This window comes from Anabaena lutea FACHB-196 (assembly GCF_014698305.1).
In the GTDB taxonomy this organism is placed as follows: domain Bacteria; phylum Cyanobacteriota; class Cyanobacteriia; order Cyanobacteriales; family Nostocaceae; genus Anabaena; species Anabaena lutea.
The window spans coordinates 96029-120492 of the sequence record NZ_JACJST010000004.1 but is presented as its reverse complement, the minus strand read 5'-3'; the positions used below and the strand labels follow the sequence as shown (position 1 = coordinate 120492).

General features: G+C 38.8%; 17 protein-coding genes and 1 CRISPR repeat array. Of the genes, 11 read left to right on the top strand and 6 right to left on the bottom strand.

The features are described 5' to 3' along the window. Nucleotides 1–268: 268 nt before the first annotated feature. A complete protein-coding gene (locus H6G59_RS06220; protein ID WP_190712500.1) occupies nt 269–1069 on the top strand; it encodes a tetratricopeptide repeat protein in 801 nt (266 codons plus the stop codon). A 19-nt stretch (nt 1070–1088) separates the two neighbouring features. Here H6G59_RS06220 and H6G59_RS06215 read toward each other — a convergent pair whose 3' ends face one another. Further along, the gene (locus H6G59_RS06215) at nt 1089–1622 is read right to left on the bottom strand and encodes a dihydrofolate reductase (RefSeq protein ID WP_190712498.1); all 534 of its coding nucleotides are present in this window, start codon (nt 1620–1622) and stop codon (nt 1089–1091) included. Nucleotides 1623–1855: 233 nt separating this feature from the next. On the opposite strand from H6G59_RS06215, the gene H6G59_RS06210 reads away from it, so the two are divergent. Then, nucleotides 1856–4645 (top strand): HAD-IIIC family phosphatase, encoded by a 2790-nt coding sequence (locus H6G59_RS06210; RefSeq protein WP_190712496.1) that lies wholly within the window; start codon nt 1856–1858, stop codon nt 4643–4645. Nucleotides 4646–4762: 117 nt separating this feature from the next. On the opposite strand, the gene H6G59_RS06205 is transcribed toward H6G59_RS06210, so the two are convergent. Together H6G59_RS06205 and H6G59_RS06200 are read right to left on the bottom strand one after the other, a co-directional pair. Then, nucleotides 4763–6145: a cytochrome P450 gene (locus H6G59_RS06205; RefSeq protein WP_190712494.1), complete on the bottom strand. Its 1383-nt coding sequence runs from the start codon at nt 6143–6145 to the stop codon at nt 4763–4765. A gap of 300 nt (nt 6146–6445) precedes the next feature. Then, nucleotides 6446–7237 (bottom strand): TIGR01548 family HAD-type hydrolase, encoded by a 792-nt coding sequence (locus H6G59_RS06200; protein WP_190712492.1) that lies wholly within the window; start codon nt 7235–7237, stop codon nt 6446–6448. A gap of 51 nt (nt 7238–7288) precedes the next feature. Further along, nucleotides 7289–8655: direct repeats of the CRISPR family, unit length 37 nt; unit sequence GTTTCAATCCCTAATAGGGAGTATGTGAAATTGCAAT. Between the two features lie 392 nt (nt 8656–9047). On the opposite strand from H6G59_RS06200, the gene H6G59_RS06195 reads away from it, so the two are divergent. Beyond that, complete coding sequence (locus tag H6G59_RS06195) at nt 9048–9347, top strand: 30S ribosomal protein PSRP-3 (RefSeq protein ID WP_013190996.1); 300 nt, start codon at nt 9048–9050, stop codon at nt 9345–9347. Between the two features lie 237 nt (nt 9348–9584). Here H6G59_RS06195 and H6G59_RS06190 read toward each other — a convergent pair whose 3' ends face one another. Both H6G59_RS06190 and H6G59_RS06185 read right to left on the bottom strand, forming a co-directional pair. Continuing rightward, a complete protein-coding gene (locus H6G59_RS06190) occupies nt 9585–9866 on the bottom strand; it encodes a DUF2795 domain-containing protein (protein ID WP_127052119.1) in 282 nt (93 codons plus the stop codon). A gap of 265 nt (nt 9867–10131) precedes the next feature. Further along, entirely contained in the window at nt 10132–10770 is a 639-nt protein-coding gene (locus H6G59_RS06185) for a GIY-YIG nuclease family protein (protein WP_190712489.1), read from the bottom strand. A gap of 39 nt (nt 10771–10809) precedes the next feature. Here H6G59_RS06185 and H6G59_RS06180 point away from each other — a divergent pair, with 39 nt between their 5' ends. Genes H6G59_RS06180 through H6G59_RS06170 form a run of 3 tightly spaced genes read left to right on the top strand, consistent with a single transcriptional unit; the run spans nt 10810 to nt 13695 of the window. Continuing rightward, the gene (locus H6G59_RS06180) at nt 10810–11739 is read left to right on the top strand and encodes a carbohydrate ABC transporter permease (protein ID WP_190712487.1); all 930 of its coding nucleotides are present in this window, start codon (nt 10810–10812) and stop codon (nt 11737–11739) included. Between the two features lie 20 nt (nt 11740–11759). Continuing rightward, entirely contained in the window at nt 11760–13262 is a 1503-nt protein-coding gene (locus tag H6G59_RS06175) for a cryptochrome/photolyase family protein (protein WP_190712485.1), read from the top strand. A 43-nt stretch (nt 13263–13305) separates the two neighbouring features. Further along, nucleotides 13306–13695, top strand: a complete 390-nt coding sequence (locus H6G59_RS06170; RefSeq protein ID WP_190712483.1) for a COG3650 family protein — start codon at nt 13306–13308, stop codon at nt 13693–13695. A 211-nt stretch (nt 13696–13906) separates the two neighbouring features. Here H6G59_RS06170 and H6G59_RS06165 read toward each other — a convergent pair whose 3' ends face one another. Beyond that, on the bottom strand, nt 13907–19357 hold the full coding sequence (locus tag H6G59_RS06165; protein ID WP_190712481.1) for a translocation/assembly module TamB domain-containing protein: 5451 nt from the start codon (nt 19355–19357) through the stop codon (nt 13907–13909). A gap of 191 nt (nt 19358–19548) precedes the next feature. On the opposite strand from H6G59_RS06165, the gene H6G59_RS06160 reads away from it, so the two are divergent. The 5 genes from H6G59_RS06160 to H6G59_RS06140 all read left to right on the top strand — a co-directional run bounded on the left by H6G59_RS06160 (nt 19549) and on the right by H6G59_RS06140 (nt 24451). Then, complete coding sequence (locus H6G59_RS06160; RefSeq protein WP_422601994.1) at nt 19549–19977, top strand: DUF3110 domain-containing protein; 429 nt, start codon at nt 19549–19551, stop codon at nt 19975–19977. Between the two features lie 63 nt (nt 19978–20040). Further along, nucleotides 20041–20970, top strand: coding sequence for an N-acetylmuramic acid 6-phosphate etherase (gene murQ / locus H6G59_RS06155; RefSeq protein WP_190712477.1), 930 nt, complete (start codon nt 20041–20043; stop codon nt 20968–20970). Between the two features lie 835 nt (nt 20971–21805). Next, a complete protein-coding gene (locus H6G59_RS06150) occupies nt 21806–23005 on the top strand; it encodes a response regulator (protein WP_190712475.1) in 1200 nt (399 codons plus the stop codon). A 503-nt stretch (nt 23006–23508) separates the two neighbouring features. Further along, complete coding sequence (locus H6G59_RS06145; protein WP_190712474.1) at nt 23509–23874, top strand: response regulator transcription factor; 366 nt, start codon at nt 23509–23511, stop codon at nt 23872–23874. Between the two features lie 103 nt (nt 23875–23977). Continuing rightward, on the top strand, nt 23978–24451 hold the full coding sequence (locus H6G59_RS06140; RefSeq protein WP_190712472.1) for a chemotaxis protein CheW: 474 nt from the start codon (nt 23978–23980) through the stop codon (nt 24449–24451). Nucleotides 24452–24464 lie beyond the last annotated feature (13 nt).

Sequence of the window (24464 nt, the reverse complement as noted above, 5' to 3'; positions counted from 1 at the left end):
AGAGTGCTTTACTGAACTAATACCAAATAAATATGAAGCTACATAGAATAAAATATCAAGAATAATAGACCGCAGATAAACGCAGATAAACACAAATAAAGATGAATGAATCAATGGATTTCAGGATTCAGTGCAGCCTCACATAAAATTGGTATAAACAGATTTCTCACAGAACCTCAACCTTTTTAGAGAAGTTAGGTATTTTGTTATTCACTAATAATTGAAGATTGCTTTATCATTAATTCTGTTGCATATGACAGAGAGTTAGATGATTAAATTAATTAGTATTTTCCTGAGTCTGTTACTGGTGTTTGGCTGGAGTACACCTGTATTTGCAGAATCACAACCTATCACCGAAGAACAGTTACAAGCAGGTGATGAATTAGCAACTAAAGCATTTGCAGCTACTGAAAAAGGTGATTTTGCCACTGCGGAAGCTTATTGGACAGAAATTATTGAAAAATTTCCCACTAATGCAGGAGCATGGAGTAATCGCGGTAATTCTCGTGTCAGTCAAAATAAGTTAGAAACAGCATTGACAGATTATAACAAAGCTGTAGAATTAGCGCCCAATGTAACAGACCCGTATCTAAATCGGGGGACAGCCTTGGAAGGATTGGGAAGATGGGAAGATGCGATCGCAGATTATAATCATGTTTTAGAACTAGATCCTAACGATGCAATGGCTTACAACAATCGAGGTAACGCCAAAACAGGGTTAGGAAAATGGCAAGATGCGATCGCAGATTATCAAAAAGCCTCAGCCATCTCCCCCAATTTTGCCTTTGCTAGAGCTAATTATGCCTTGGCTTTATATGAAACCAATCAAACAGACAAAGCCATCCGAGAAATGCGAAATATCGTCCGTAAATATCCCCAATTTGCCGATATGCGTGCCGCTTTAACAGCCGCTTATTGGGTAAGTGGACAAAAAGGAGAAGCAGAAAGCAACTGGGTAGCAGCTTATGGACTCGATAGCCGCTACAAAGATATGAACTGGGTAAAAAATATCCGCCGTTGGCCTCCTAGTATGGTAGCAGCATTGGATAAGTTCTTGAAATTACAGTAAGGAAATTCCCAAACATAAATTATCCCATGATCGTAGGTGGCGTTACCTCATTAACGCGCCTTTCAATCTCCACAAACTTAAACTGAAAGCCATTTTCCTGCAACTGCTTTTCCTTAATTACTTTGCCAAAATGTGCAAACTCAGGAAAGTAAATATCGCCAACAAAATTACCTTCGACAATAGTTAAATAAAGCTTATCAGCAAATTTGATTGCCTCAGTATAAATTTGTCCACCACCAGCAATAAATATTTCTTCTGTTTCGCTCATTTTCGCCCATTCAATCGCCTGTAGCAGTGAATGAAAAACCAGACAGCCGGGAGCTTTAAAATTAGTATCTCTGGTAACGATTATATTTGTGCGATTTTGCAGCGGTGTATTAAAAGTAGAATAAGTTTTACGTCCCATAATTACAGGATGTCGCCAGGTAATTTCTTGAAAATAACGGACATCACTGGGAATATTCCAAGGAATACCCACATGAATATGTTCCTTTGTTGAGTCCGCTAAAATCCTATTTTCGGAAATGGCTGCAATCAGGCTAATTAGAGGCATAATTGACAATATCCTTATTCTTGAACAAGTGGTACTTATCTTTAGTATCGTGAGATTTTTGAGAATTAAACATAAGTTTTTAAAATTGAAGCAAGCACTTTTAAACGGAAATACCTATGTTTTCACTTTATGAGGCGGTTTTCTGGTACACATCATTCTAATTAACCAGAAAATCCGATTGTGACTCATAATGGCTTAATGTGTCCTGCATCAACCTATTAGGAAAATCTACTATGAAACTAATTAAAATACTTTCTGTACTAATCATTGAAACTATCAAATTTTTGTATCCCTTGTTTTTGGTTGTTATAGCTGCGCTGCTTGATGCTTGGATGATTTCCAGTATTTTTCCAGAACCAAATACTCTGGTGATAGTGGCAATATTTCCAATCCTTTATTTTTTCTGGTTGTTGACCTTTATTTCACTGAGTGCATTGCTGACAAAGCTTCTATTTTTATCTGTTAATAAGCCAAGATTTAGCGAAATTAATGTCCTTAAGGATTTGCTATTACTAATTAAATTATCACCTGTATCTATCTCGTATAAATTAATGTTATTGCTTGATACTTTGCCATTGGTGAATTATTTCAAATTGAACCCAACTGGATGGAAATGGCTGAGGAATCTGGTAATGCAAGCTTATTCTCCAAAGGTGCATATTGGTAAAAATTCTGTGGTAGTTACTTGGCCGCAAGATCCTGATTTGACATACATTGGCAACAATGTTGTTATTGGTAGCGAATGCCATCTGGTTGCTCATGCTCTCAATACATCTGATGGAAAAGTGAAATATATTTCCGAACCAATTACGATTGGAGACCGCGCTACTATTGGCGGTAATAGCCGAATCGGAATGGGCGTAAAAATTGAAGAGGATGCCATAGTAGAAGTAGGTAGTAATGTAATTCCTTTCACTCGTATCGGTCGGGGTGAAGTCTGGGGCGGTAATCCTGCTGTTCTGCTTCGCAAACGAAATGAGTTGGCGGATGAGTCCAAGGCAAAGTCTTCACTTCAGCCAATAGCTCTATTAGAATTGAATGAAATAATTTCTAATGCTATTCGTTTGTTACCAGAAGAGATTTCAGATGATCTAAATAGTGAAAATTGTATGGCATGGGATTCCCTAGCTAAAATGTCAATTGCTGCTTCATTATATGACCGATTTTCCGTTCGTATTCCTGCACAAGACATCTTTAATTTAAATTCCCGTCAGTCAATTAAGCAATTGATTAATCTTCATACAGATAATAAATTACCAAATAGTTTGGAAACTGCTACTGCTCTTAGTAAAGATCCTGAAATTCCCATTAATCCAGAACTTTTCCCTCTTTACGATCCAGATCAGGTAACTCAAGTACTTGCCCGTCGTTTTCGGGAATCAATAGCAGAAAGTGATAAAAAGATTATCATAGCTGCTAGTTTTACAGCACAACCACTAGGTTCTACCTTATATCTCTGGTGTCGAGCCTTCGGCATTCCCTTTTCTGTTGAGTTTGGTGAATTTAATCAATTAGAAACAACTCTTCTGTCTCCTGATAGCCTGTTTGTTAATAACATCAATGGTTTAAATGTCGTGCTGACGCGCCCGGAAGATTTAATATCTGATGGAGATCAGGAAGGATTCATTCGCAGTAGTCAACTGTTAGATGCTATCAGGAGTTATGTTGCTAAGAAAAAGGGTCTGATTGTCTCAAACTTGCCCCCAGCAGTTTCACCATTTTTTTATGGGAAATATCAACAGGTAGATAAACTGCGCTTTTGGTGGCAGGAGAAATTAGAAGAAATAGAAGGAATTCATATTTTAGATTTTGCTCAAGTTGTTGAAGAAATTGGACGGCAGAATTCACAAGATGCTTCATTGGAAGCTATCGCTCGCGCTCCGTATTCACAGGCTGTCTATCAACAACTGGGGATTACACTTACCCGCTTGACACATAGAATACTTCTACCAGCTAAAAAAGTGATAGCTCTGGATTGTGATGGTATTCTTTGGGGCGGCATAGTGGGAGAGGATGGCATTGATGGCATAATTCTGAGTGATGATTATCCCGGACGGAGTTTTCGTCTCTTTCAGGAAATGATCCTCGATATAAAAAAGCGCGGTATTCTCCTTGTACTCGTTAGCAAAAATGAGGAAGCAGATGTCTGGAATGTATTTGATAATCATCCAGAAATGCTTCTGCGACGTTCCGATATCGCTGCTTATCGAATTAACTGGAACGCAAAATCTGTCAATTTGCGCGAACTGAGCAAAGAATTAAACGTGGGTTTAGATTCTTTCGTTTTCGTCGATGATTCTCCTATTGAATGCCTGGAAGTGGAGGTTAATGTTCCAGAGGTAACAGTTGTGAGAATGCCAAAGCAGCTAGAAAATTATGTTAAACATTTTTCCCAGCTATGGTGTTTTGATTCTTGCAATATTACAATTGAAGATAAAATACGAACAGAATTAATCACTCAAGAGCAAGAACGCCGGGAATTGCAGAAGAGCATATCTAATCTTGAGAGTTATTTAGAATCTTTACAACTGGTGGTAGAAATAAGAACTGCTCAAGAAAGAGATTTGCCACGAGTAGCGCAATTGACTCAGAAAACGAATCAGTTTAATCTTTCACTAATTCGCCGATCTTTACCTGAAATTCAAGACATTTATACATCTTGCTTTATTATGGTGCTAAATCTTAAAGACCGATTTGGTGATTATGGTCTAGTTGGTGCAGCAATTGTTAAGAAAAACGACGAAGGTTTATTTATAGATACATTTCTGATTAGCTGTCGTGCTTTGGGACGTGGAGTAGAGCAATCCTTTTTAGTTAGCATTTTTGATTTGGCTGAACAGCAAGGGTTAAAAACAATTATTGCGCCTTACTGTTCAGGACAAAGAAATGAGCAGGTCAAAACATTTCTTTTAAAAATGGGTTTTTCACAAAATCAATCATCTGTTCTTAAAGCTCAAGTAGCGAACGCTCCTGAAAAGCTTGGGTACATAAAAATGCAGTTACGTTTGCCAGAGTTTGTGTAGTTATAACGATATTTGGACGTAACTATAATTCTCAAGCCTCCAGAGATGCGATCGCTCTCAAACTTCCAGACTCCAAGCGATACCTACGGTAAGCTACGCTAACGCACCTCAAAAACCTTAACTAACGCTCGTTTGCAGAATCGGCTGATTTTGCAGACGTTTCCCTCTTACAACCATCTTGAAACCCTCACCGGGAACCAATAAAGTACTCTTCCGCACTGGTTGTAAAGGTTCAGTATCAGCCAATTCCATCTGCCATTGAGACAAGACAGTTGCTAAAACCAACTTCATCTCAAACAAAGCAAAAGCCATCCCAATACAGCGACGGTTTCCACCACCAAAAGGTAAAAATTCAGAAGTGCTAAATTGACGTTCTAAAAAACGTTCGGGTTTAAACTGCTTAGAATCAGGATATAAATCTTCTCGATGATGGGTTAAATAAATACAAGGAATCACCACAGTTCCAGGTTCTAAATTATAACCCATTACCTCTAACGGCGATTTAAGAAATCTATTTAAAACCAACATTACCACTGGGTACAAACGCAATGTTTCCGAACAAACAGCATTTAAATAGGGTAATTTGAAAATCTCATTAGCATCTGGCTGTTCACCCAAATTATCCAATTCTTGCAATAATTTTTCTCGCACCTGTGGCGTATGATGAATCCAGTAAAACGCCCATGTTAAAGAATTTGCGGTAGTTTCATGACCAGCTACTAACAAAGTAATCAACTCATCCCGTAACTCAACATCACTCATAGGTTGACCTTGTTCATCCCTGGTAGCCATCATTAAAGATAAAATATCAGTGCGAGATGGATCTGGTTTCTCTTGACGTTCCTTTATTTCCGCATAAATGAGTTCGTCAACTTGCTCTTTTAAGCGTAAGAATTTACTCCAAGGACTCCACGCGCCTAAATCTCTTTGCAATAATGGGAATAATAAAATAATTCCTCTGATAAAAGGTTGCTCAGGATTGAGGATTTTTAACAGTAATTCCTTAAGTTGGTCATAACGTGAGCCTTCCTGTAAACCAAATACAGCTTTTAAAATCACCTCAAAAGATATTGCTTGCATAGAAGACAAGACTGAAAATGTTTGTCCAACCTGCCATTGAGCAGTAACTTTATCAGTGATTTCCCGGATTAAATGCCCGTAAGCCAGTATTTTTTCCCCATGTAAAGGGGGAGTCAATAACTTGCGTTGGCGTTGGTGTGGCTTGCCTTCTAGTCCCAGTAGGGATTGTTTTCCTACCAATGCAATACCTATTGGCGCACCAGAGCCTAAATGTTTTGGGTCAGTGGTAAAAATTTGTTGAATTGCTTGAGGATTGCTAATGAATACTTGCGGCTTAAAAACTGGGCCAATTCTTAAAGTGAAAATATCACCATAACTCTTAGCACATTCTTCCATATATCCCAAAGGGTTTTTCAACCATTGGAAAGTCTGTATCCAAGGGTGAGTTTCAGGGCCTTGAGGCAATTTAAATGCAGACATTTTATTTTTCTTCCAATAATTCGGAGCAAATGATTTACAGCAGGTTGCAAGAAGTAGACAATTTAAACCAAAAAATCAGATATTAAGGGGGTTTTACTCCTGACTCCGCTTTGGTGCTAAGTGGTGTAAAGCCCTACGTCTATGGCTGTGATTAGAGCGGTAGCAAGGCTTTTAACCCGTGGTGAGTTTTCTCTCTTTCCCCGCGTCTCAGTGTCTCTGTGTCCTCTCTTTCTCCTAACTCCTGAATTCTACTGTATGCACCTGTTACCTGATTAATCTTAGAAATTAATCTTAAAGCATTTATTCTCTTTGCAAATCTCGAATTTGTTCGGGTGTTAATTCCTGCACATTACTCAATACTATATTTGCCCCGGCTTTAATTAATGCATCCGTATAAGCATCACGGCGCGTTGCTGTTTCTTGTACATGGGGTGGTAACACTCCCACAGCAATCCAATTGTGAGAATTATCCACAACTCTGGCTTTTTCGACAGTGTACATATCCGCTACCGTATCACCCACATAAATGACAGTTTGTTTTTCATCCTGTCCATTTGCTAATAGACGAATGGTTGCAAAAAGTCCTGTAGGATCAGGTTTTCCAGGTGCGTCTTCCATTGCTATCAAGACGGGAGACTGTAAACCCAAGCGTTTTTCTAAGACATAGGTAGCAGAACCGCGAGTAGCACCACTGAAAAATCCCCAACAAATACCACATTGGGTTAGTTCTTGAAAATAACCAGGCTGTGCTAATAAAGGTTCGTTACAAATATATCCATTCCAATTTTCTGAATCTGTACCCCGGTAACGAGTTTGAAAATAGCTAACTATACTTTCATAATCTAATTGCAGTTGTGCGCGGGTTGTTCCTTGACTGACAAAATGGCGGTAAATGAATTCTTGGGAAGCTTCCCAATCGTTGTTCCAAATCCCTTCTGATTTCAGATTGTCGATGTCTACAGGTGTGGGACGATAAGCCTGGTGGGTAAAATGCTCTACTGTATCTGCTAAAGCGCGGCGATATGAGCCACCAACATCACGGATTACTCCATCTATATCAAAAACGACTATTGCATTTGTTTGTTTGGTCATGGAAGCAAATGATAACTGTAATCCTCATCATATTCCAGAATTTGGACTGGTGTTTCAATCCCTAATAGGGAGTATGTGAAATTGCAATAAATAGTTTGAGTAAGGTTCAGAAAGTTATTCAGAGTTTCAATCCCTAATAGGGAGTATGTGAAATTGCAATATAATTTTATGTCCATTCTAGAAATTCAATTTTTGTTTCAATCCCTAATAGGGAGTATGTGAAATTGCAATCAATCTAATTATTTTGCTATCTGGAATCCCGAAAAGTTTCAATCCCTAATAGGGAGTATGTGAAATTGCAATTATCCCAGATGGCAACTGGAATTAATGGTGCAATTCGTACTATGGTTTCAATCCCTAATAGGGAGTATGTGAAATTGCAATTTACCCAAGCATTCCAGCCGAGGGGACGACCTCGATAATCTTCTCGTTTCAATCCCTAATAGGGAGTATGTGAAATTGCAATGTATCTAACGATCTTGGAAATGAGGTAGCAAAAGGTTTCAATCCCTAATAGGGAGTATGTGAAATTGCAATCTACACGGTAGAAGCCAAGCAAACCATTGTGGAGAACCCGTTTCAATCCCTAATAGGGAGTATGTGAAATTGCAATTTGGCGGCTCATCAGAAAACGCTAGTTATTCGGCGTTTCAATCCCTAATAGGGAGTATGTGAAATTGCAATTTGCCCAACACTAAACCCAAAACGTGGCAGGAATGACTGAGTTTCAATCCCTAATAGGGAGTATGTGAAATTGCAATTTGCGAAAATGTAGATTTTAAATCCGAGTCTGATGGTTTCAATCCCTAATAGGGAGTATGTGAAATTGCAATGCAATACCGTGACCCAAGTTATGAATATTATTCCCGTTTCAATCCCTAATAGGGAGTATGTGAAATTGCAATTAATGCCACCTGAGTACCGTGTACCAGGTTTGAAAAAATGGTTTCAATCCCTAATAGGGAGTATGTGAAATTGCAATTGGCAAAACTTTAACTGCGAATCTGACAATTCATTGTTTCAATCCCTAATAGGGAGTATGTGAAATTGCAATTTGGCAAATAATCCACCAATTATTTTAAAAGAATGTTTCAATCCCTAATAGGGAGTATGTGAAATTGCAATCTAATTTAGCTCAGACTGGTATGTCGCCCAAAAGTTTCAATCCCTAATAGGGAGTATGTGAAATTGCAATCGGAACCGTAGCTGGAGAAAGTAAAACTTCACCTTTTAGCGTTTCAATCCCTAATAGGGAGTATGTGAAATTGCAATAACCGAGCGCTGAAATTTAGTGATGACTTAATTGGTAGTTTCAATCCCTAATAGGGAGTATGTGAAATTGCAATAAAAGGTTTAAATATTGGTGAAATGATAATTAAAAGTTTCAATCCCTAATAGGGAGTATGTGAAATTGCAATAGCAGGAGCCGGAAAGGCTGACTGTATTTGGTTTTCAAGGTTCGATTGCGCGAGTGGTCTAATCATAGTCGATTTCCAGGATCGTGTCAAGATTGAAAATGGCTGAAACCCAGTCTGGATAAGGTGCGCGGGCTATTCAAACTCAAAAAAGCTTGAAAGTCTTGCTACAAAATGATTTCAGGCTTTTTTGGAGTCACAGGTTTTTTAACACCCACCCCCTCGCGCAATGCGGGAAAAAAATTATAGGCAGAAAACACCCATAAACCATCATCCATCACCAACTATCATTGGTCAATTGGTCAGAGTTTGCGTTAAAATAAGCGTCGGCGTAGCCCGCCGCAAGCATCGCTAACTTTAGTAATGTCATAGCCGGATTTTTCCGGGAGGTGTAATTGACCAAGTTCATTTTAAAAATTCTCTGGTTAGATGAGAACGTCGCTCTAGCAGTCGATCAAGTTGTTGGCAAAGGAACCAGTCCTTTGACCAAGTACTTTTTCTGGCCCAGAAATGATGCCTGGGAAGAGCTAAAAAAAGAGTTAGAATCCAAACACTGGATTACAGATGTTGATCGCGTTGAGTTGCTCAACAAAGCAACAGAAGTGATTAACTACTGGCAAGAAGAAGGCAGAAACCGCCCAATGGCCGAAGCGCAGTTGAAATTTCCAGAAGTTGCCTTCACTGGTAGCGCCTGATTATTTTAGGTTGGTAATGGGTAATTGGTGATTGGGAATGGGTAATTTAAGTAAAATTATCACCAATCACCAATCCCCAGTTCCTGTAGTTAACTGTTGCGGCTCGCAAACATCAACGCTCCAGTACTTCTTCAACTTTTGTGGTAATTCTCCAGAATCGCACTCCTGCACTATCATTTGCGACTGAAGAGCATCTCTCTGTAAGATTCAAACCGCTATATTTGCGAACTCAAACACCTATGCAGGCTCTTGTTCTCTCGTAGCTTGACTGATGACTTCGACTAACTCCGGCATACTTTCAAACCGATCTTGACCTGTTTGATCAAGTAATGAGCTTAAATCTATGGTCTTGTCTTTTGTCCAGTGAATTTCTTCGTGACCTTTTGCTTGTTGGAGTATTTCTTCTCTAGTTGCAGGAAAGTCTATACCTGAAAGTGCTTGAGTGACTGCTGCTACTCCGTAAGCTTCACCTTTGTCTGGCCCGCGATGTTCATGTCCTGCTTCGGATTTAGTAGGCATAAAATTCTCCTTACATAATCGTAAGTACTTATATACTTTCTAAGCTAAAACTGTTATTTACTACAGCCTTCTATCTTGAGAATTACTTTTTATTTAAGTGGGAATATTTACTAGCTTTATTGGGCTACAGTCAGGATAGATGCAAGTGCAATTAGTTGTAAAATTCTGTCAATAAAAACTCTACAACCCTTACCAGAAATACACCTCGCCAGAATAAATCTAACTCCTCCCCGGCTAGGGAGGGAAATATTTGGCTATGAATTCCTCACAACTTAGTTTCCTTTGTCTGTGCATTAATAACTGCACTCCAATCATCATTCTGCACCGCAGTTTCTCCTATATCCACCCTTTCTGCTTCTTTCAAAAGGGTTGTATCTGCCATTGCTTTTCGCAACTTTAGCTTTTTCTCCTCATAAGCTTGACGTTCAGTGTCTGACATTACCGCTTTAGCAACTTCACCCACTGTACTCGCCCACATTCCCCCCTCACCCGCATTACCAGGTGGAATACTCCCCAATTCTGCTATCCAAGCGTCGCGTAAATTTTCCATTTCTTGACGCTTGGGAAAATTAAAGGGTTGCACACGCACAAAAGCACACTTCTGTTCACCGTTTTGGGTAACATGGCCATTCAGGGAAAGCAACACATTGCGAGAATAGCCAATGTACTGTGTGCTACGTTCAACGTCCAAAACCGCGTAAACTCCCGCTATCTTCCCATTAGTAGCAACTTCCCTCCAAGCCTCCAGAGGAATAATTTCCGTGCCATTATTGGCCATCTGTGGAGTTATACTCACCTCAGGGGCAATGTGTTCATCTTCCGAACTATACAAAAAGTTATGCAGTCCTTGATGAGCAACAGGTACATTTTGATGTTCAATTGACAGATTGTTTTCAGTTTCCATGACAGTTATTGTTTGAACTATTCATTGAGAATAATATATATGAATCAATTAACTCCCAAAAATTGGTTTTTTTTAAAACAACGATTAACGCCTTATTTATTTTTGCTACCCGCCTTAATTATCTTAGGTTTAACGGTCTTTTTGCCAGCAATGCAAGCATTTTACCTCAGTTTTACCACCTACCAAGATATTGGTGAAGCTCCTAAATGGATAGGTTTTGCTAATTTCTTGCGTTTATGGAAAGATGTTGTTTTTTGGAAAACCTTAGAAAACACTTTTCTTTATCTTGTGGGAGTTGTCCCAATTTTAGTAATAGCTCCTTTAATTTTAGCGATTTTGGTAAATCAAAAATTGCGGGGAATGAATTGGTTTAGAACTGCATATTACACTCCGGTTGTAATTTCTATGGTAGTTGCAGGGATAGCTTGGAAATGGTTATATGCAGAAAATGGTTTATTGAATCAATTTCTCAAAACTTTAGGGTTATTTACAGACGGAATTCCTTGGTTAACTAGCCCAGCCAAAATATTAGGAGTTGTACCAATTTCTCTAGCCAGTGTTATGGCTGTAACTATTTGGAAAGGTTTAGGCTATTACATGGTAATTTATTTAGCTGGACTGCAATCAATTCCTGCTGATGTTTACGAAGCTGCTGCAATAGATGGTTCGGATGGTATTCGTAAACATTGGGATATTACTATACCTTTAATGCAGCCTTATTTAGCTTTGGTTGCTGTAATTTCTGCTATTTCTGCCACTAAGGTTTTTGAAGAAGTTTATATTATGACAGGAGGTGGTCCACTCAATAGTTCTAAGACCATTGTTTACTATTTATATGAACAAGCATTTAGTAATTTAGAAATTAGCTATGCCTGTACAATTGGATTAGTATTATTTTTAATGATTTTGAGTTTATCTGTCTTACGATTAGTTATTAATCAGCAAGATGGTAATAATATAAGTATGTAATCTGAGGTCAGAAAATAAAAATGTCTATAGGAGTTTGGATATTAGGAGACCAACTTTGGGAACAACAAGCCGCATTACAAACTTGTTCAGCAACCCAAAAAATACCTGTAATTTTTATCGAGTCACTCAACCATATTCAAGATAGAGCATACCATAAACAAAAGCTAGTTTTAGTTTGGTCTGCTATGCGTCATTTCGCTGAACAATTGCAGCAAAAAGGATATTTAGTAACTTATCAAATTGCTGATGATTTTACCACATCATTACAAGCATGGGTGAGAGATCATCATATTACTGAACTGCGGGTAATGACACCCAATAATCACCCTTTCATGCAGATAATTGAAAATTTGCAACTTCCTTGTCAAATTAACCTCATTCCTAACAATCAATTTTTGTGGAGTCGAGAAGATTTTCATGGTTGGGCTAAAAATCGTAAACGCCTATTAATGGAAGATTTCTATCGACAAGGAAGGCGAAAATTTCAAATTTTAATGGATAAAAATCAACCAGTTGGAGGAAAGTGGAATTTAGATCAAGAAAACCGTCAACCACCAAAAGGAAAGTTAAATACACCACCTGCAAAATGGTTTCAACCTGATGAGATTACACTTGATGTAATTGCTAAAGTTAAATCTTTACCCTTTGCAACCTATGGAGAAGTAGAACCTTTTTTGTGGGGTGTTACTCGTCAACAAGCACTGGAGATATTAAACTGGTTTATTCAATATCGTTTACCTGATTTTGGTCCCTACCAAGATGCAATGGTAACAGGAGAAGAAACCATGTGGCACGCTTTACTTTCTCCTTATTTGAATTTGGGTTTATTACAACCTTTGGAAGTGATTACAGCAGCAGAACAAGCATATCAACAATATCAATTACCTTTAAATAGTGTAGAAGGTTTTATCCGTCAGGTGTTAGGTTGGCGAGAATATATGCATGGTATTTACCATTTTGTAGATACAGAATATACAGAAAAAAATTGGTTTAACCATACCCGATCTTTACCTGAATTTTTCTGGACTGGTAAAACGCAAATGAATTGTTTGCACCAAATTCTTACTCAAGTGCAACGTACTGGTTATGCTCATCATATCCAAAGATTAATGGTATTAAGTAATTTTGCCCTAATAGCAGGACTTTCGCCTCAAGAAGTAGAAAATTGGTTTCATGCAGCTTTTATTGATGCTTATGACTGGGTCATGCAAACAAATGTAATTGGTATGGGTTTATTTGCAGATGGAGGAATATTAGCTTCTAAACCCTATGCTGCATCTGCTAATTATATCAATAAGATGAGTGACTATTGCAAAACTTGTGTTTATAATCATAAAGAACGGATAGGAAAAAATGCTTGTCCTTTCAATTTGTTTTACTGGAATTTTCTGGATCAAAACCGCTCGAAGTTACAAACTCAAGGACGAATGAGTTTTATTTTAAAGAATTTAGATAAAATGTCATCAAATGAGTTACAGTCTATTCGTCAACAAGCCGAAGATTGGCATATAAATCAGGAATAATGTATAATTGAAAATGCCCAAATATCAATATTAACTGCTAACCATGAGAAACTTAATTTTCTTTTTATCTATCTTGGGAATTGCTTCTAACTTATTAGTATCTGATCAGAGTATAGCCCAATCATCTAAAACGGAAGAATTCATTGCTAGGGGTACGGAACCCTTTTGGAGTGTGACTGTTGGTAGACGAGGAATTGTTTACAGTTCACCAGAAATTAAACAGCAAACTTTCCCTTATGCAGCACCATTAACAGCCCAAGGAAGACCGATGGATTTAGTTAGAGTTTACCGATTTAGAGGTAGGGAAAACAATATGTTAATTCTGAAAAAAGTTAGCAATTGTGGTGATGGTATGTCAGATACAAAATACCCCTATTCGGCTATTTTGATGCTAGGGAATAGGGTTTTAGAAGGTTGCGCTGAGAAAAAATAATCCAGCCGCAATTGAGCGATTCCTACTCGGCTGAGGTACAAATTTATCTGCGTTTATCTGCGTCCATTCTCTTCTATCTGCGGTTAATTCTTTCTTCGGTGTACCTCACTTGGATGAGAATCGCTATGTATGCGTTCATCCTTCCTATTCTACTTCCTTCCGAATTACGAATTACGAATTACGAATTACGAATTACGAATTACGAATTATTTTAAAACCTCCTTTCAAACTCAATTACTGCGCGACTGTCATCAGTTAAATTTGTGGAACCACGCAACCGAATTTCATCATTTATTCTATAATTAACACCCCATTGAAAGGGATCACTAGCTGTCAAAATCTTAATGCTAGAGAAAGAAAATCTACTAGAGATATCTACTCCTGCTTCTAATGCTAATTCTAAACTAGAACTGCTTTTACCAGCTTCGGGTCGATCAGAAATAATAGTAGGAAATAAACGTAGTTCACTTAAACCAAAGGCATCACCAATCTGGTTAAATGTACCCTGAAAGTTATTGAAAACAGCAGAACCTGCTATATTAATTAGACCTAATGTGCTGTCACCACGTCCTTGGGTATCTACAAACCCACCCCCTAATAAAGTGACAATTTCTGTTTCTGAGCGTGTGGGACTGCTTTTCAGTTCCAAATTATCATTAAGCTGACTTGCAGGGCCTTTGACAGTTGCTTCGACACGAACTGTTTCTAATGCTGCTAATCCTGTAGAACTCTGTCTACTGATATCACTGTTCTGAATTACATCTAATATCTTAGCAAAGAGCTTAACATCTAAGTCAGGGTCACGGGGTTTAGAACTTGAACTTCTAAAAGTGGCTGTATGTTGATAGTTACGAGCCAAATTAAATTGGGTAGTAAACAAATTTACCCCGCCTTTAGTTAATTCAATAGTTCCTTCAGGTATAGGATCACTTAAGAAACCGTTTACAATTAGATCACCAGAGGCTAGGAAATTAAAAACAGGTGGACGAGCAATTTGAATATTCTTATCAAGCTTAATTGCTAAATCATTTAACTTGGTAATTCCACTGCCTACAGTTGTTATATTTTGTTGGTTAACTGTAGGATTTGATGAGTTAGAATTAGTGTTAGATGTATCAGAACTACTAGCTTCTGTTAATAATACTTGACCATTAGACAATCGTATGTTACCGCCTATTCCTGGTTGGAGGACGGAACCAGTAATTTGTAAATTACCACTCGCACCACCTTGATATAATCCTTTGAGATTCAAGGTTAATTGTTCAAGGTTAACGGTGAGGGGATTGTTTATTTGAATGTCTCGACTGTTAAAAATGGGGATTTCCCCTGCGGCTGCTACTTTACCACTGCTAAACTGACCTTGGAGATTTTCTACTAATACTTTGTCGAAATCAAATTCTGCCTTTCCAGAAACATTTGTTAGTTTTTCTGGTAATGCTTGAGCAGTAAAGGTAGCATTGTTAAGAGAGGCTATTCCTTTAACTAAGGGTTGTTGTATTGTTCCCCGAACAGCCAAGTCTATTTCCCCTTCACCATTTTCAAAGGCTATCTGGTTATTTAATAGATTTAACAGTGCCAAGCCTTCATTTTTCACTTTTACATCTAGACTGATTTGATTTCCGTCTGGTTCTACGGATGCAAAAGGTAATTTATAAGGAATATTGCCAGTAATATTTACAGGTTCGGGACTAGCTGCTAAGACTTTACTACCAAAGTTCAAGCGGCCATTAGCATAACTAAAACTGGCGGTTGCTGATTCGACTTTGTTCTGATTGAGTGTTCCCTCTGTGATTTCTAATTCTCCTCTGGCTTGAGGATTGGCTATACTTCCGGCTAAAGCAGCGGTACCGTTGAGATTACCTGTAATTCCTACTGGCAACTTCACAAAGTTATTTAATATCTGGATAGGAAAATTATTGACTCGCAATTGACCAGATTGTTCTTCACCACCGATATTACCAGTAAAGGCAATGAGTCTTTGTTCAGATTGAATGCGTAAAGGTTGTAAACGTAAAACTCCTTTTTCAAAACCGCCTTGAGCAATTACTCTTTCTGCACTATAGAAACGGCTGGGTTCTGTTTCTCTCCCCCAAATAAAGTTTTGTCCTTGTAAGTTAAACTCTACTGCCAGTCCATTAGCTGTGGCGGTATTGATAGCAATGTCGCCATTAAAAGTCCCCTTTAAATCTGTTAAATCTGGTATTAGTTTGGAATCTAGCCGCGTTTGTTCTTGTGCTGCTAGGAGGGCATCAACTTCAGATAAACGCTGGATTTGGTTGAATAAAGATTGATTGGATAAGCCTTGGGGATTTGTAGTTAAATCTGCCGATGTACCGTAGGTTGGTGTTGCTAAACCTCGTTGTAGGTCTTGGATTTCAAATATCTGTGCTACTGACAGTACATCTTGAATATTGCCTTGGTTGATGTTAATTTTAGCTTGCAGTTGGGGAACGTTGTTGGTTGGTTTGACGGACGCATCAAAGTTGTATCTGCTTTGAGCTTTGATAAATTCACTATTTATGAGACTGGCTGTACCTTGGTTGTAGCTAAACTGAGTCGTGAAGCGATCGCCTTTAATTCTACCAATTCGCGGTTGTGCGATCGCTATATTTCCCTTAGCCGCCAATGTTTTTTGATTAACCGCCAAATCCCCAGTTAACAAACCAGCTAATCTTGCATTACCTAAGGCAGTTGTCCCAGGTAAACGCACATTTAAGGCTCGTAAAGGAAAATTTCCGACTTTAATCGCCCAATTATCTCCTGTCGCTTGACCTGTGGCTAATGCTTCTCTCCATTTTATGGCGAAGTTATTAGGGCTATTATTGCTGTTAAGATTAAAAGCCAAGCGATCTCTGATTCCCGCTACATCCAAATTTAACCCACGCCCTTGGAATAAATTGACTTTACCAGATAACAGCGGCTCAAAGGCAAATTTCTGTACTGCAAAATTTCTTAAACCCAGCACACCAACAACATTAGGTGCAGTCAATTTCCCAGTCACCTGTCCCCTAAAATCTGCTTTCCCGGCAACATTTATAGAATTAGGCAACTTTAATGGTAGTTGTTGCAGATCAAAATTTTGCGCTTGGACGTTGAGATTTAATTGCGTAATTTCTGGTATGCCAGGTTTTTGAGCATTGGCTAAAATATAACCACTAGCATTCAAATTCGGAGTTCTAGCCTGGGGAATCGTGAGTTGCTGGCCATTCCAACCGATAGCTGCGTTGAGAGGTGAATTAATCCCACCAATACCTTGACTAAACTGTACCTGACCAGCAGCACGCACATCAGCTAATTTAGCAGATCCTAAAATACCAGCCAGTTGCAACTGACCGGCAAATTGACCTTGCAACTGTTTATTCAAGCGATTTAACTGCACACCCAAACCAGTAAGTACAGCTTGGTAACGATTATCCCCAACTTGGATATTAGATGCTGTAACTGTTCCCCCTGCCAGATTTAGCCTTGCTTGACCAGTCGCTTGGATAGTTTGCGGTTGAAAAGATTCAACGGAACCAGCAACATTAAACTGACCGCCTAATATACCTTGGAATTGAGGTGGAACGGCTGGTAATGACTGTAAAGGAACATTTTTAACTTCAAGTTGTGTCTGATAGCGACCATTGCTAATTTGAATATTTTTAGCTGTAATTGCCCCATTCCCCACAGCTAGACTACCTTCACCAACTGCACCCAAAGTCTTGAGGCTAAAATTTTCGGTATTACCTGCAATCGTGAACTTACCTGCTATGGGGTTATTTAAAATTGGCAGAGACTGTTTTAATATTTGCCCTAAACGTACACCTCGACTTGTTAATTCAGCTATAAAGTTTTGGTCTTGCAATTGCAAACGAGAAATAGCAATTCTGCCTCCAGCAATGTCAACACCTGCGCCCTCTGGGCGAATATTAGTAAGTTTAAATGGGGCTGAAGTTCCCGATAGTACTAAACGACCGTTAAATTCTGCCTGTTCCAAAGAGATATTTTGCTGTTGCTCTTCTTTGATAAATGGTGTTAATTTCACACCAGAAGCTTGAGTTAAAGCTTGCCAACCTTGAGAATCGTAATTACCATCACCCCGAACTACACCACCACCAACATTAACAGCTACATCACGGAAAGAAACAGTGCGGTCTGGATTGATAATAGTTTCACCCGTAGCGGCATATTTAGCTTGTGGTGCTTGCCATTTAACTAGAGTCTGGACATTATTAGTTGCACCAGTGAGTGCGGCTGTAGCTGAGACATTGCCGATGGGGAATCCTGAAGTGATATTGTAGAGTTTAGCGATCGCATCCCCTGGAACATTCTTGGCAGTAAAATTAACATTCAGTTGTGGCGCTTTACCAAGTTGGATAGTTCCCCCACCCGTCACCTCACCTCCCAATGTAGGTTGACCTTGAATATCCTTGAGAGTAATGAGAGAGTCAAAAGTAGAAAGCTCAAACTTACTACTAATTTTCCGAAAATCAACTTTGTCAATTTGGGCAGTTTTCAGATTAGAAACAGTACCTAAAAGAACCGGTTTGGATATATCTCCAACTATCTGCAAATCTGCTTTAACTACCCCACTCACAGGTAAAGGTGACTTAACCTTGAGAGTTTCTAGGGCTTTGGATACACTTACCGCATTCACACGCCCTTGTAACTGAAAGCCCTTTTCTCGGTCAATCACACCTGTAGCCATCAAGGGAATTTGTCCGTAGTTGCTAACTACATTATTATCTAGCTGTATTGCCAATCCTTTAAAGCTGATATTTCCTTGAGTATTTTTCAACAGTTGCGGTACTTTTGGTATTCGCAAGGTCACGTTTTGCAATGTCGCACTACCATCTAATAAAGTTGGCTTTTCTGGTATCAATTCGATCTGCAAATCACCATTAACCCGACCAGCTTGTAAAATCAGTGGTAACGGAATCAAACGAGTAATATCTGCGGCGAGTAATTCTTGCGTTTGTAGCTTTAACTTACCTTCTAAAGTTGCTTGCGCGCGGATATTTCCCTGAAGGAAAATGCTACCACCATTATCTGGTTTCCCCGCTAAGTCAAATTTAATCAGGCGGTTATTGTCCACAAGTTGGGAAGTTCCATTTAGTCCTGAAAATACTACAGGAGTTGAAGACTTGGCTCTTCTCCTCTTCTGTGCCAACAACACAATCCTGGCATTCCGAAAGCGAAGTTTATGCAAATCAGTTTTAATTATTCCACCTTTGCCAGCTGGGGCTATCTTAGTGGTAATCCAGCGACCTTGCTGATCTTGTTCAATATAAACATCTGGGTTGATTAATGTAACATCTAATTTGAGACTGCGGTTAACAATTAATTGCCAAGGGTCAAAACCCGCTTCGACTGCTTCTATAGTAGCCCGATCTAAATCCGTGGGTGTAGGGGGAATCTCTGAAGCGGCAAATTTTACCCCCATGAGAGAAAATTCTGTGAGTTGTCCAAGTTTAACTGGACGGTTGAGGGTAGAGGTAAGATTTTTCTCTGCCAATGGTGCTAACTCTTTTTGAACAAAATCCCGCAACCGCCAAAGACCGCCGATAATTCCCAGCAGCAACAATGCTCCTAAAGCAACGCCACCACGACTCAATATCATTAACCATATATGCTTACGCTTATGGATCGGGCTATGAGAATCTTGATTGGAAGAGTTAGACATAGGTTTTAAATCTTAAATTGCCGGATGTCGCTAACAACCGACTATTAATAACTACACTATATTGAACAACTATGCAACGTCCAAGATACAGATTTTCAGTTCTCTGTTGCTTGTTAAAGAAAGTTCCGCAGCTTTAGACCGGGGATTGTCAATGATTTAATGGAAATAATGTTGAGATCAAAGGCTGAATGATGCGTGTTTTTGTACTAATTTTCAATGCTGGGACGGATAATGAGGGGATTCACACGGTTTTGACTGGTGATCCGTCAGGGGCAAGACGCAATAAAATCTTGATGTTTGAGTCAGAAGATGACGCTACACGCTATGCTCTGATGTTGGAAGCGCAGGATTTCGCCTCACCAACAGTTGAGGTGATGAATGCCCAGGAGATTCAGGAATTTTGTGAAAGTGCTGGCTATGACTGGGAACTTATTCCCGAAAATAGTAATTTGGTAGTCACTCCTCCAGAAGTGAACGTGGAACAAACCGACTGGCAACCGGAAGCCGAAACCATAGATACTGATGAAGATTCCTTATACTTTAATCCATCTACCACACCTGCACAGGAACCTGATTCAGACTTAGACAGCATTCGTCGCCGGCTAGAAGGGTTATTGTAATTAGTCATTAGTCATTGGTAAATGACAACTGACCACTGACCACTGACACAGGAAAAGGAAAAAATGACAAACTTGCAGGAACGCGGGCATCTCCTGACGGAACAGGTAAATCCCAATAGTCTAAATTTAGACCAACTTAGCTCTCTGGAATTGGTGGAGTTATTTAATAACGAAGACCAAAAGGCAGTAGCCGCGATCGCAGCAGCTAAAATTCAATTAGCAGCAGCAATTGAACGCACGGCAGATCGGCTCTATGAAGGCGGACGTTTATTTTACATTGGTGCGGGAACAAGTGGAAGATTAGGGGTGTTAGATGCGGCTGAGTGTCCACCTACTTTCTGCACACCTCCAGAGTTGGTACAGGGTATTATCGCCGGTGGTGCTGGCGCACTGCTACGCAGTTCTGAGGATTTGGAAGATCGAGCAGAAGATGGAGAAAGTGCGATCGCCCAACGACAAATCACCCAATTGGATGTAATAGTCGGTATTACCGCTGGCGGCACAACTCCTTATGTTCACGGTGCATTAAACGCTGCCCGTCAACGGGGCGCTTTGACGATTTTTATTGCCTGTGTTCCTGCTGAACAAGTAGATTTTGATGCTGATATTGACATTCGTCTGTTAACAGGCCCAGAAATTATCGCTGGTTCTACCCGCCTCAAAGCTGGTACTGTCACCAAACTAGCTTTAAATATCCTTTCTACAGGGGTTATGGTCAAGCTAGGCAAAGTTTATGGTAATCGCATGGTAGATGTGGCCGTCACAAATCAAAAATTACGCGATCGCGCTTTACGAATTTTACAAGACCTCACTGGCTTAAGTCGAGAAGCCGCCGGTTTCCTACTCGAACGCAGTGGTAAATGGGTCAAGTTAGCACTGTTCATGCACTGGACTGATTTAGAAAAAGAAGCAGGTGAACAAATCCTAGCCGCACACCAGGGTAATCTTCGGGCTGCTGTTGATAGTTACAAAAAACACAAGCCAGGTACTTGAAGAAGAGACGTTGAGATCCGGGGAAAATCTGAAGGGAAGTACATCAAAGCCTCGGATTCCTTTGTTATAAGGTACATCATAGCCCCCTCATCGCTTGCTCTTAGGGGGTTGGGGGTGGGGTTCTTGTACCTCATGACACTGGGAAGTGCTGTAAAACCTAGACACCAAAAGACTTTTCAGACTGTCATCTGTCCCCTGCTATAACTTATTACAATTCATAGAAACAAAACTTGGAAATTCTAGACAAGTAAATCTTGATAAATCTTATAATTAAGCAAACATTCTCTCATCAATTTCACGCTAAATTAATTAACAAAATTGAGTTTTTCTCATGTAAAATAAATCTATGAGAGTACTTAAAGCTTAGATCAAGATTTAATGATTCTCTTTAAGGAAACTATGAAGGTAATGTAAAAATTGGTAAATTTTGTTAACGATTGCTCAACAATAAATCAATTCTTTTGGTCATTTTGATATGCATGGCGATTTACAGAAAATAAAAGCAGTATTAATACTGATATAAAATCACCAAATTAGGAAGTAAAATAGACTCTCAGTGGTAAAGGCTCATTCGTAGGTGAACATAAAAAATTTAACTAAGCGCAAAAATGTTGTCAGGATATGGAGTATTAGATGAAGCATCTGCTGATTTATATTTGCTAATACTCTCAATCGCAACTGACAAATACTACCTACCAAATATATAAAAAATCAATGGGTGTTATTCACATCAGTTTACAGATTTTACTATCACTAATCTAAGATTCTTGCTGAGTATATATATGGGTAGTATAGGCTTTCTAGAGACTGACTTATTGATTACAAGGAACTAAGTATGACCAACTCAGAACTCATAGAATCTCATAACTTACTAAATGAGTTTAAAAGCTGTACTCAACTGCAATACAACGGAAAATTAAGTATTAAGAGTTCCAAGGGAAAGCAATGGGCTTTCTATTATCGTCTTGGAAGGTTAGTGTGGGCTTCAGGGGGAACTCATCCCTTCAGACGTTGGCGCAGACAAATGGCTCAACACTGTCCCCATATTGACTTAGATAAAATCCGTTGTCGGCCTGAAGATATTGCCCTAGATTACTGGGACTACAACCTCTTGGATATCTTATACAAAAGACAAAAAATCCAACGGGAACAAATTCAAGCTATTGTCGAAAACACAATTGCAGAACTTTTTTTTGACTTAGCTCAGGAGGTAGATTTTGCATCTGTAACGTCTCATCTTAGCCAGGACGTTGTTTTAGATATGCCAATGAGCTTCACAAGTGCAGATATGTCAATCAAACAAATGCAAGATTCGTGGGCTATTTGGTCAAAGGTCGGTTTGGCTAATGTTTCCCCTAACTCGTCACCAGTTTTGCGGAGACCAGAACAACTTCAGGAGATGGTAAGTCCATCTGTATATAAAAACTTTGTCAGTTTAATTAATGGCAAATACACTCTGCGAGAGCTAGGCATAAAAATGAGACAGGATGTTATGCCCATTGCTCGTTCTTTACTTCCCTATATTCTCAAAGGAATTATTGAGTTAGTAGAAGTTCCAGATACGCCCTTACAAGTGAGTGAAGTTGAGAACTCCACACCCAGACAAACCAGAAATAAAATTCCTCCCTTAGTAGCTTGTGTAGACGATAGTCCTCTAGTCTGTAAAATGCTGGAAGACATTATCACATCTCATGGTCTGAGATTTATCAAAATTGAAGATGCTGTACAAGCTTTGCCTATTCTGATTCAGCATAAGCCAGACTTGATTTTTTTGGATTTAGTGATGCCCATAGCCAGTGGCTATGAAATCTGCACTCAATTACGACGCATTCCTACCTTTAGTAATACACCAGTAATTATCTTAACTGGCAATGATGGTCTTTTAGATAGAGTTCGCGCCAAGGTAGTGGGTTCTACGGATTTTATGTCTAAACCGATCATCGCAGAACGAGTCATGAGCGTAATCCGTAAATATGTGGCAATACCTACTAGCTCAACAGTTAAAAGCACAACTAATTTAGAAGTTGCCAGTTAAAATGATTTGATAGTTTTCGCTTCGCTTATACCAATTTAATATGAGGTTGCACAAAATCGTGAAATCTATCAACTCATCTGTATTTATCCACGTTTATTTGCGTGCATCTGCGTTATTCGTCTTTAAAAACTATTGAGTAAAGTCAAGCTATGTCCCTGCAAAAACTTCAGACAATTGGGTTTTTTAACTCAGGGTAAACTTATTTAATTAGTTATTAACAGCACCTAAATTCAGAAATTAGATATGTTAACTTATATTGAACACGTAGGTTTTATTAGGAAAATATATATACAATGAATCAAGTAAAATAAAATTAAGGCAAGGGTAATCAGAATTCAGTAGTAATACTTAAATAGTTAAAAGGGGAGGGAAAATATGTTATATAAACATTGTTGCCTTCCAGTTATTAATTCCAGTCTTTCTGCACTAGCATTGACGTGATAGGTTTGATTGCATATTTCAGTTTTTGTTTCTATACTAAGCATAATTTAATAGGTGTTACCATGAGTACTGTTTTAGTTGTTGAAGATGGCTTGACTGATATGGAAATTATCAGCCGGTACTTACAACAGGCAGGCTATTCTGTAGTTTGTGCCACAAGTAGTGAAGAGGCACAAGAAAAAATTGACATAAATAAGCCAGATGTCATATTACTTGATGTAATTTTACCGGGTAAAAGCGGGTATGAAATTTGTCGAGAACTACAAAATAACCCCATTACTAGCCAAATACCCATAGTTTTCTGCTCTACAAAAAATAGTGAAGTAGATAAGATTTGGGGGAATATGTTAGGGGCTAAAGCTTATCTATCAAAACCAGTAGATAGAGAAGAATTAGAAATTACTTTGAGAAAATTGATCAATAAGTAAAAAATATCTTATTGATGAGGGAAAAACTGTCACTATTTATAATTTGGTTTTAATCACTCAATAGTGGTTAAACCCAATCATTAAAGACAAAGGAAGATTAACTTTGGAGACAAAAGAGAAATTTTTAAGTTTTAATTTGGGAGTCAGAGATACAGCAGTAATTTCCCTACAGCACATCACAGAAGTATTACGAATATCAATGACCGAAATATGTGGAGTTCCACAAATGCCTAATTGTGTCTTAGGTATTTATAGTTGGCGTGGCGAAATGCTTTGGCTGGTTGATTTAGAAGAAATGTTAGGTTATCCACCCCTGTTACAAGGCTCAAATTTACTCTCAAAAATGATGGCAATTGTGTTAGAAAATGAGGGTAAATATTTGGGAATTTTGGTACGCCAATTGACAGATATTGAATGGTTGGATACTGAGCAAATGAAACCCCCATCTGCTGATCTATTTTATTCGGCAATGTCACCTTTCTTGCGGGGATATTTTACTAAGGGTTCAGAGGAGATGATTTTCAATTTGGATGCTTTAGCCATTATTCAATCTCCAATGTGGGGACACAATAGCTGAAAAATCGGTTTTG

What these genes read in the sequence shown, in the direction of transcription:
- H6G59_RS06220 (WP_190712500.1), top strand. Translation starts at nt 269, where the DNA reads ATGATTAAATTAATTAGTATTTTCCTGAGTCTGTTACTGGTGTTTGGC.
- H6G59_RS06215 (WP_190712498.1), bottom strand. Translation starts at nt 1,622, where the DNA reads ATGCCTCTAATTAGCCTGATTGCAGCCATTTCCGAAAATAGGATTTTA.
- H6G59_RS06210 (WP_190712496.1), top strand. Translation starts at nt 1,856, where the DNA reads ATGAAACTAATTAAAATACTTTCTGTACTAATCATTGAAACTATCAAA.
- H6G59_RS06205 (WP_190712494.1), bottom strand. Translation starts at nt 6,145, where the DNA reads ATGTCTGCATTTAAATTGCCTCAAGGCCCTGAAACTCACCCTTGGATA.
- H6G59_RS06200 (WP_190712492.1), bottom strand. Translation starts at nt 7,237, where the DNA reads ATGACCAAACAAACAAATGCAATAGTCGTTTTTGATATAGATGGAGTA.
- H6G59_RS06190 (WP_127052119.1), bottom strand. Translation starts at nt 9,866, where the DNA reads ATGCCTACTAAATCCGAAGCAGGACATGAACATCGCGGGCCAGACAAA.
- H6G59_RS06185 (WP_190712489.1), bottom strand. Translation starts at nt 10,770, where the DNA reads ATGGAAACTGAAAACAATCTGTCAATTGAACATCAAAATGTACCTGTT.
- H6G59_RS06180 (WP_190712487.1), top strand. Translation starts at nt 10,810, where the DNA reads ATGAATCAATTAACTCCCAAAAATTGGTTTTTTTTAAAACAACGATTA.
- H6G59_RS06175 (WP_190712485.1), top strand. Translation starts at nt 11,760, where the DNA reads ATGTCTATAGGAGTTTGGATATTAGGAGACCAACTTTGGGAACAACAA.
- H6G59_RS06170 (WP_190712483.1), top strand. Translation starts at nt 13,306, where the DNA reads ATGAGAAACTTAATTTTCTTTTTATCTATCTTGGGAATTGCTTCTAAC.
- H6G59_RS06165 (WP_190712481.1), bottom strand. Translation starts at nt 19,357, where the DNA reads ATGTCTAACTCTTCCAATCAAGATTCTCATAGCCCGATCCATAAGCGT.
- H6G59_RS06160 (WP_422601994.1), top strand. Translation starts at nt 19,549, where the DNA reads ATGCGTGTTTTTGTACTAATTTTCAATGCTGGGACGGATAATGAGGGG.
- murQ (WP_190712477.1), top strand. Translation starts at nt 20,041, where the DNA reads ATGACAAACTTGCAGGAACGCGGGCATCTCCTGACGGAACAGGTAAAT.
- H6G59_RS06150 (WP_190712475.1), top strand. Translation starts at nt 21,806, where the DNA reads ATGACCAACTCAGAACTCATAGAATCTCATAACTTACTAAATGAGTTT.
- H6G59_RS06145 (WP_190712474.1), top strand. Translation starts at nt 23,509, where the DNA reads ATGAGTACTGTTTTAGTTGTTGAAGATGGCTTGACTGATATGGAAATT.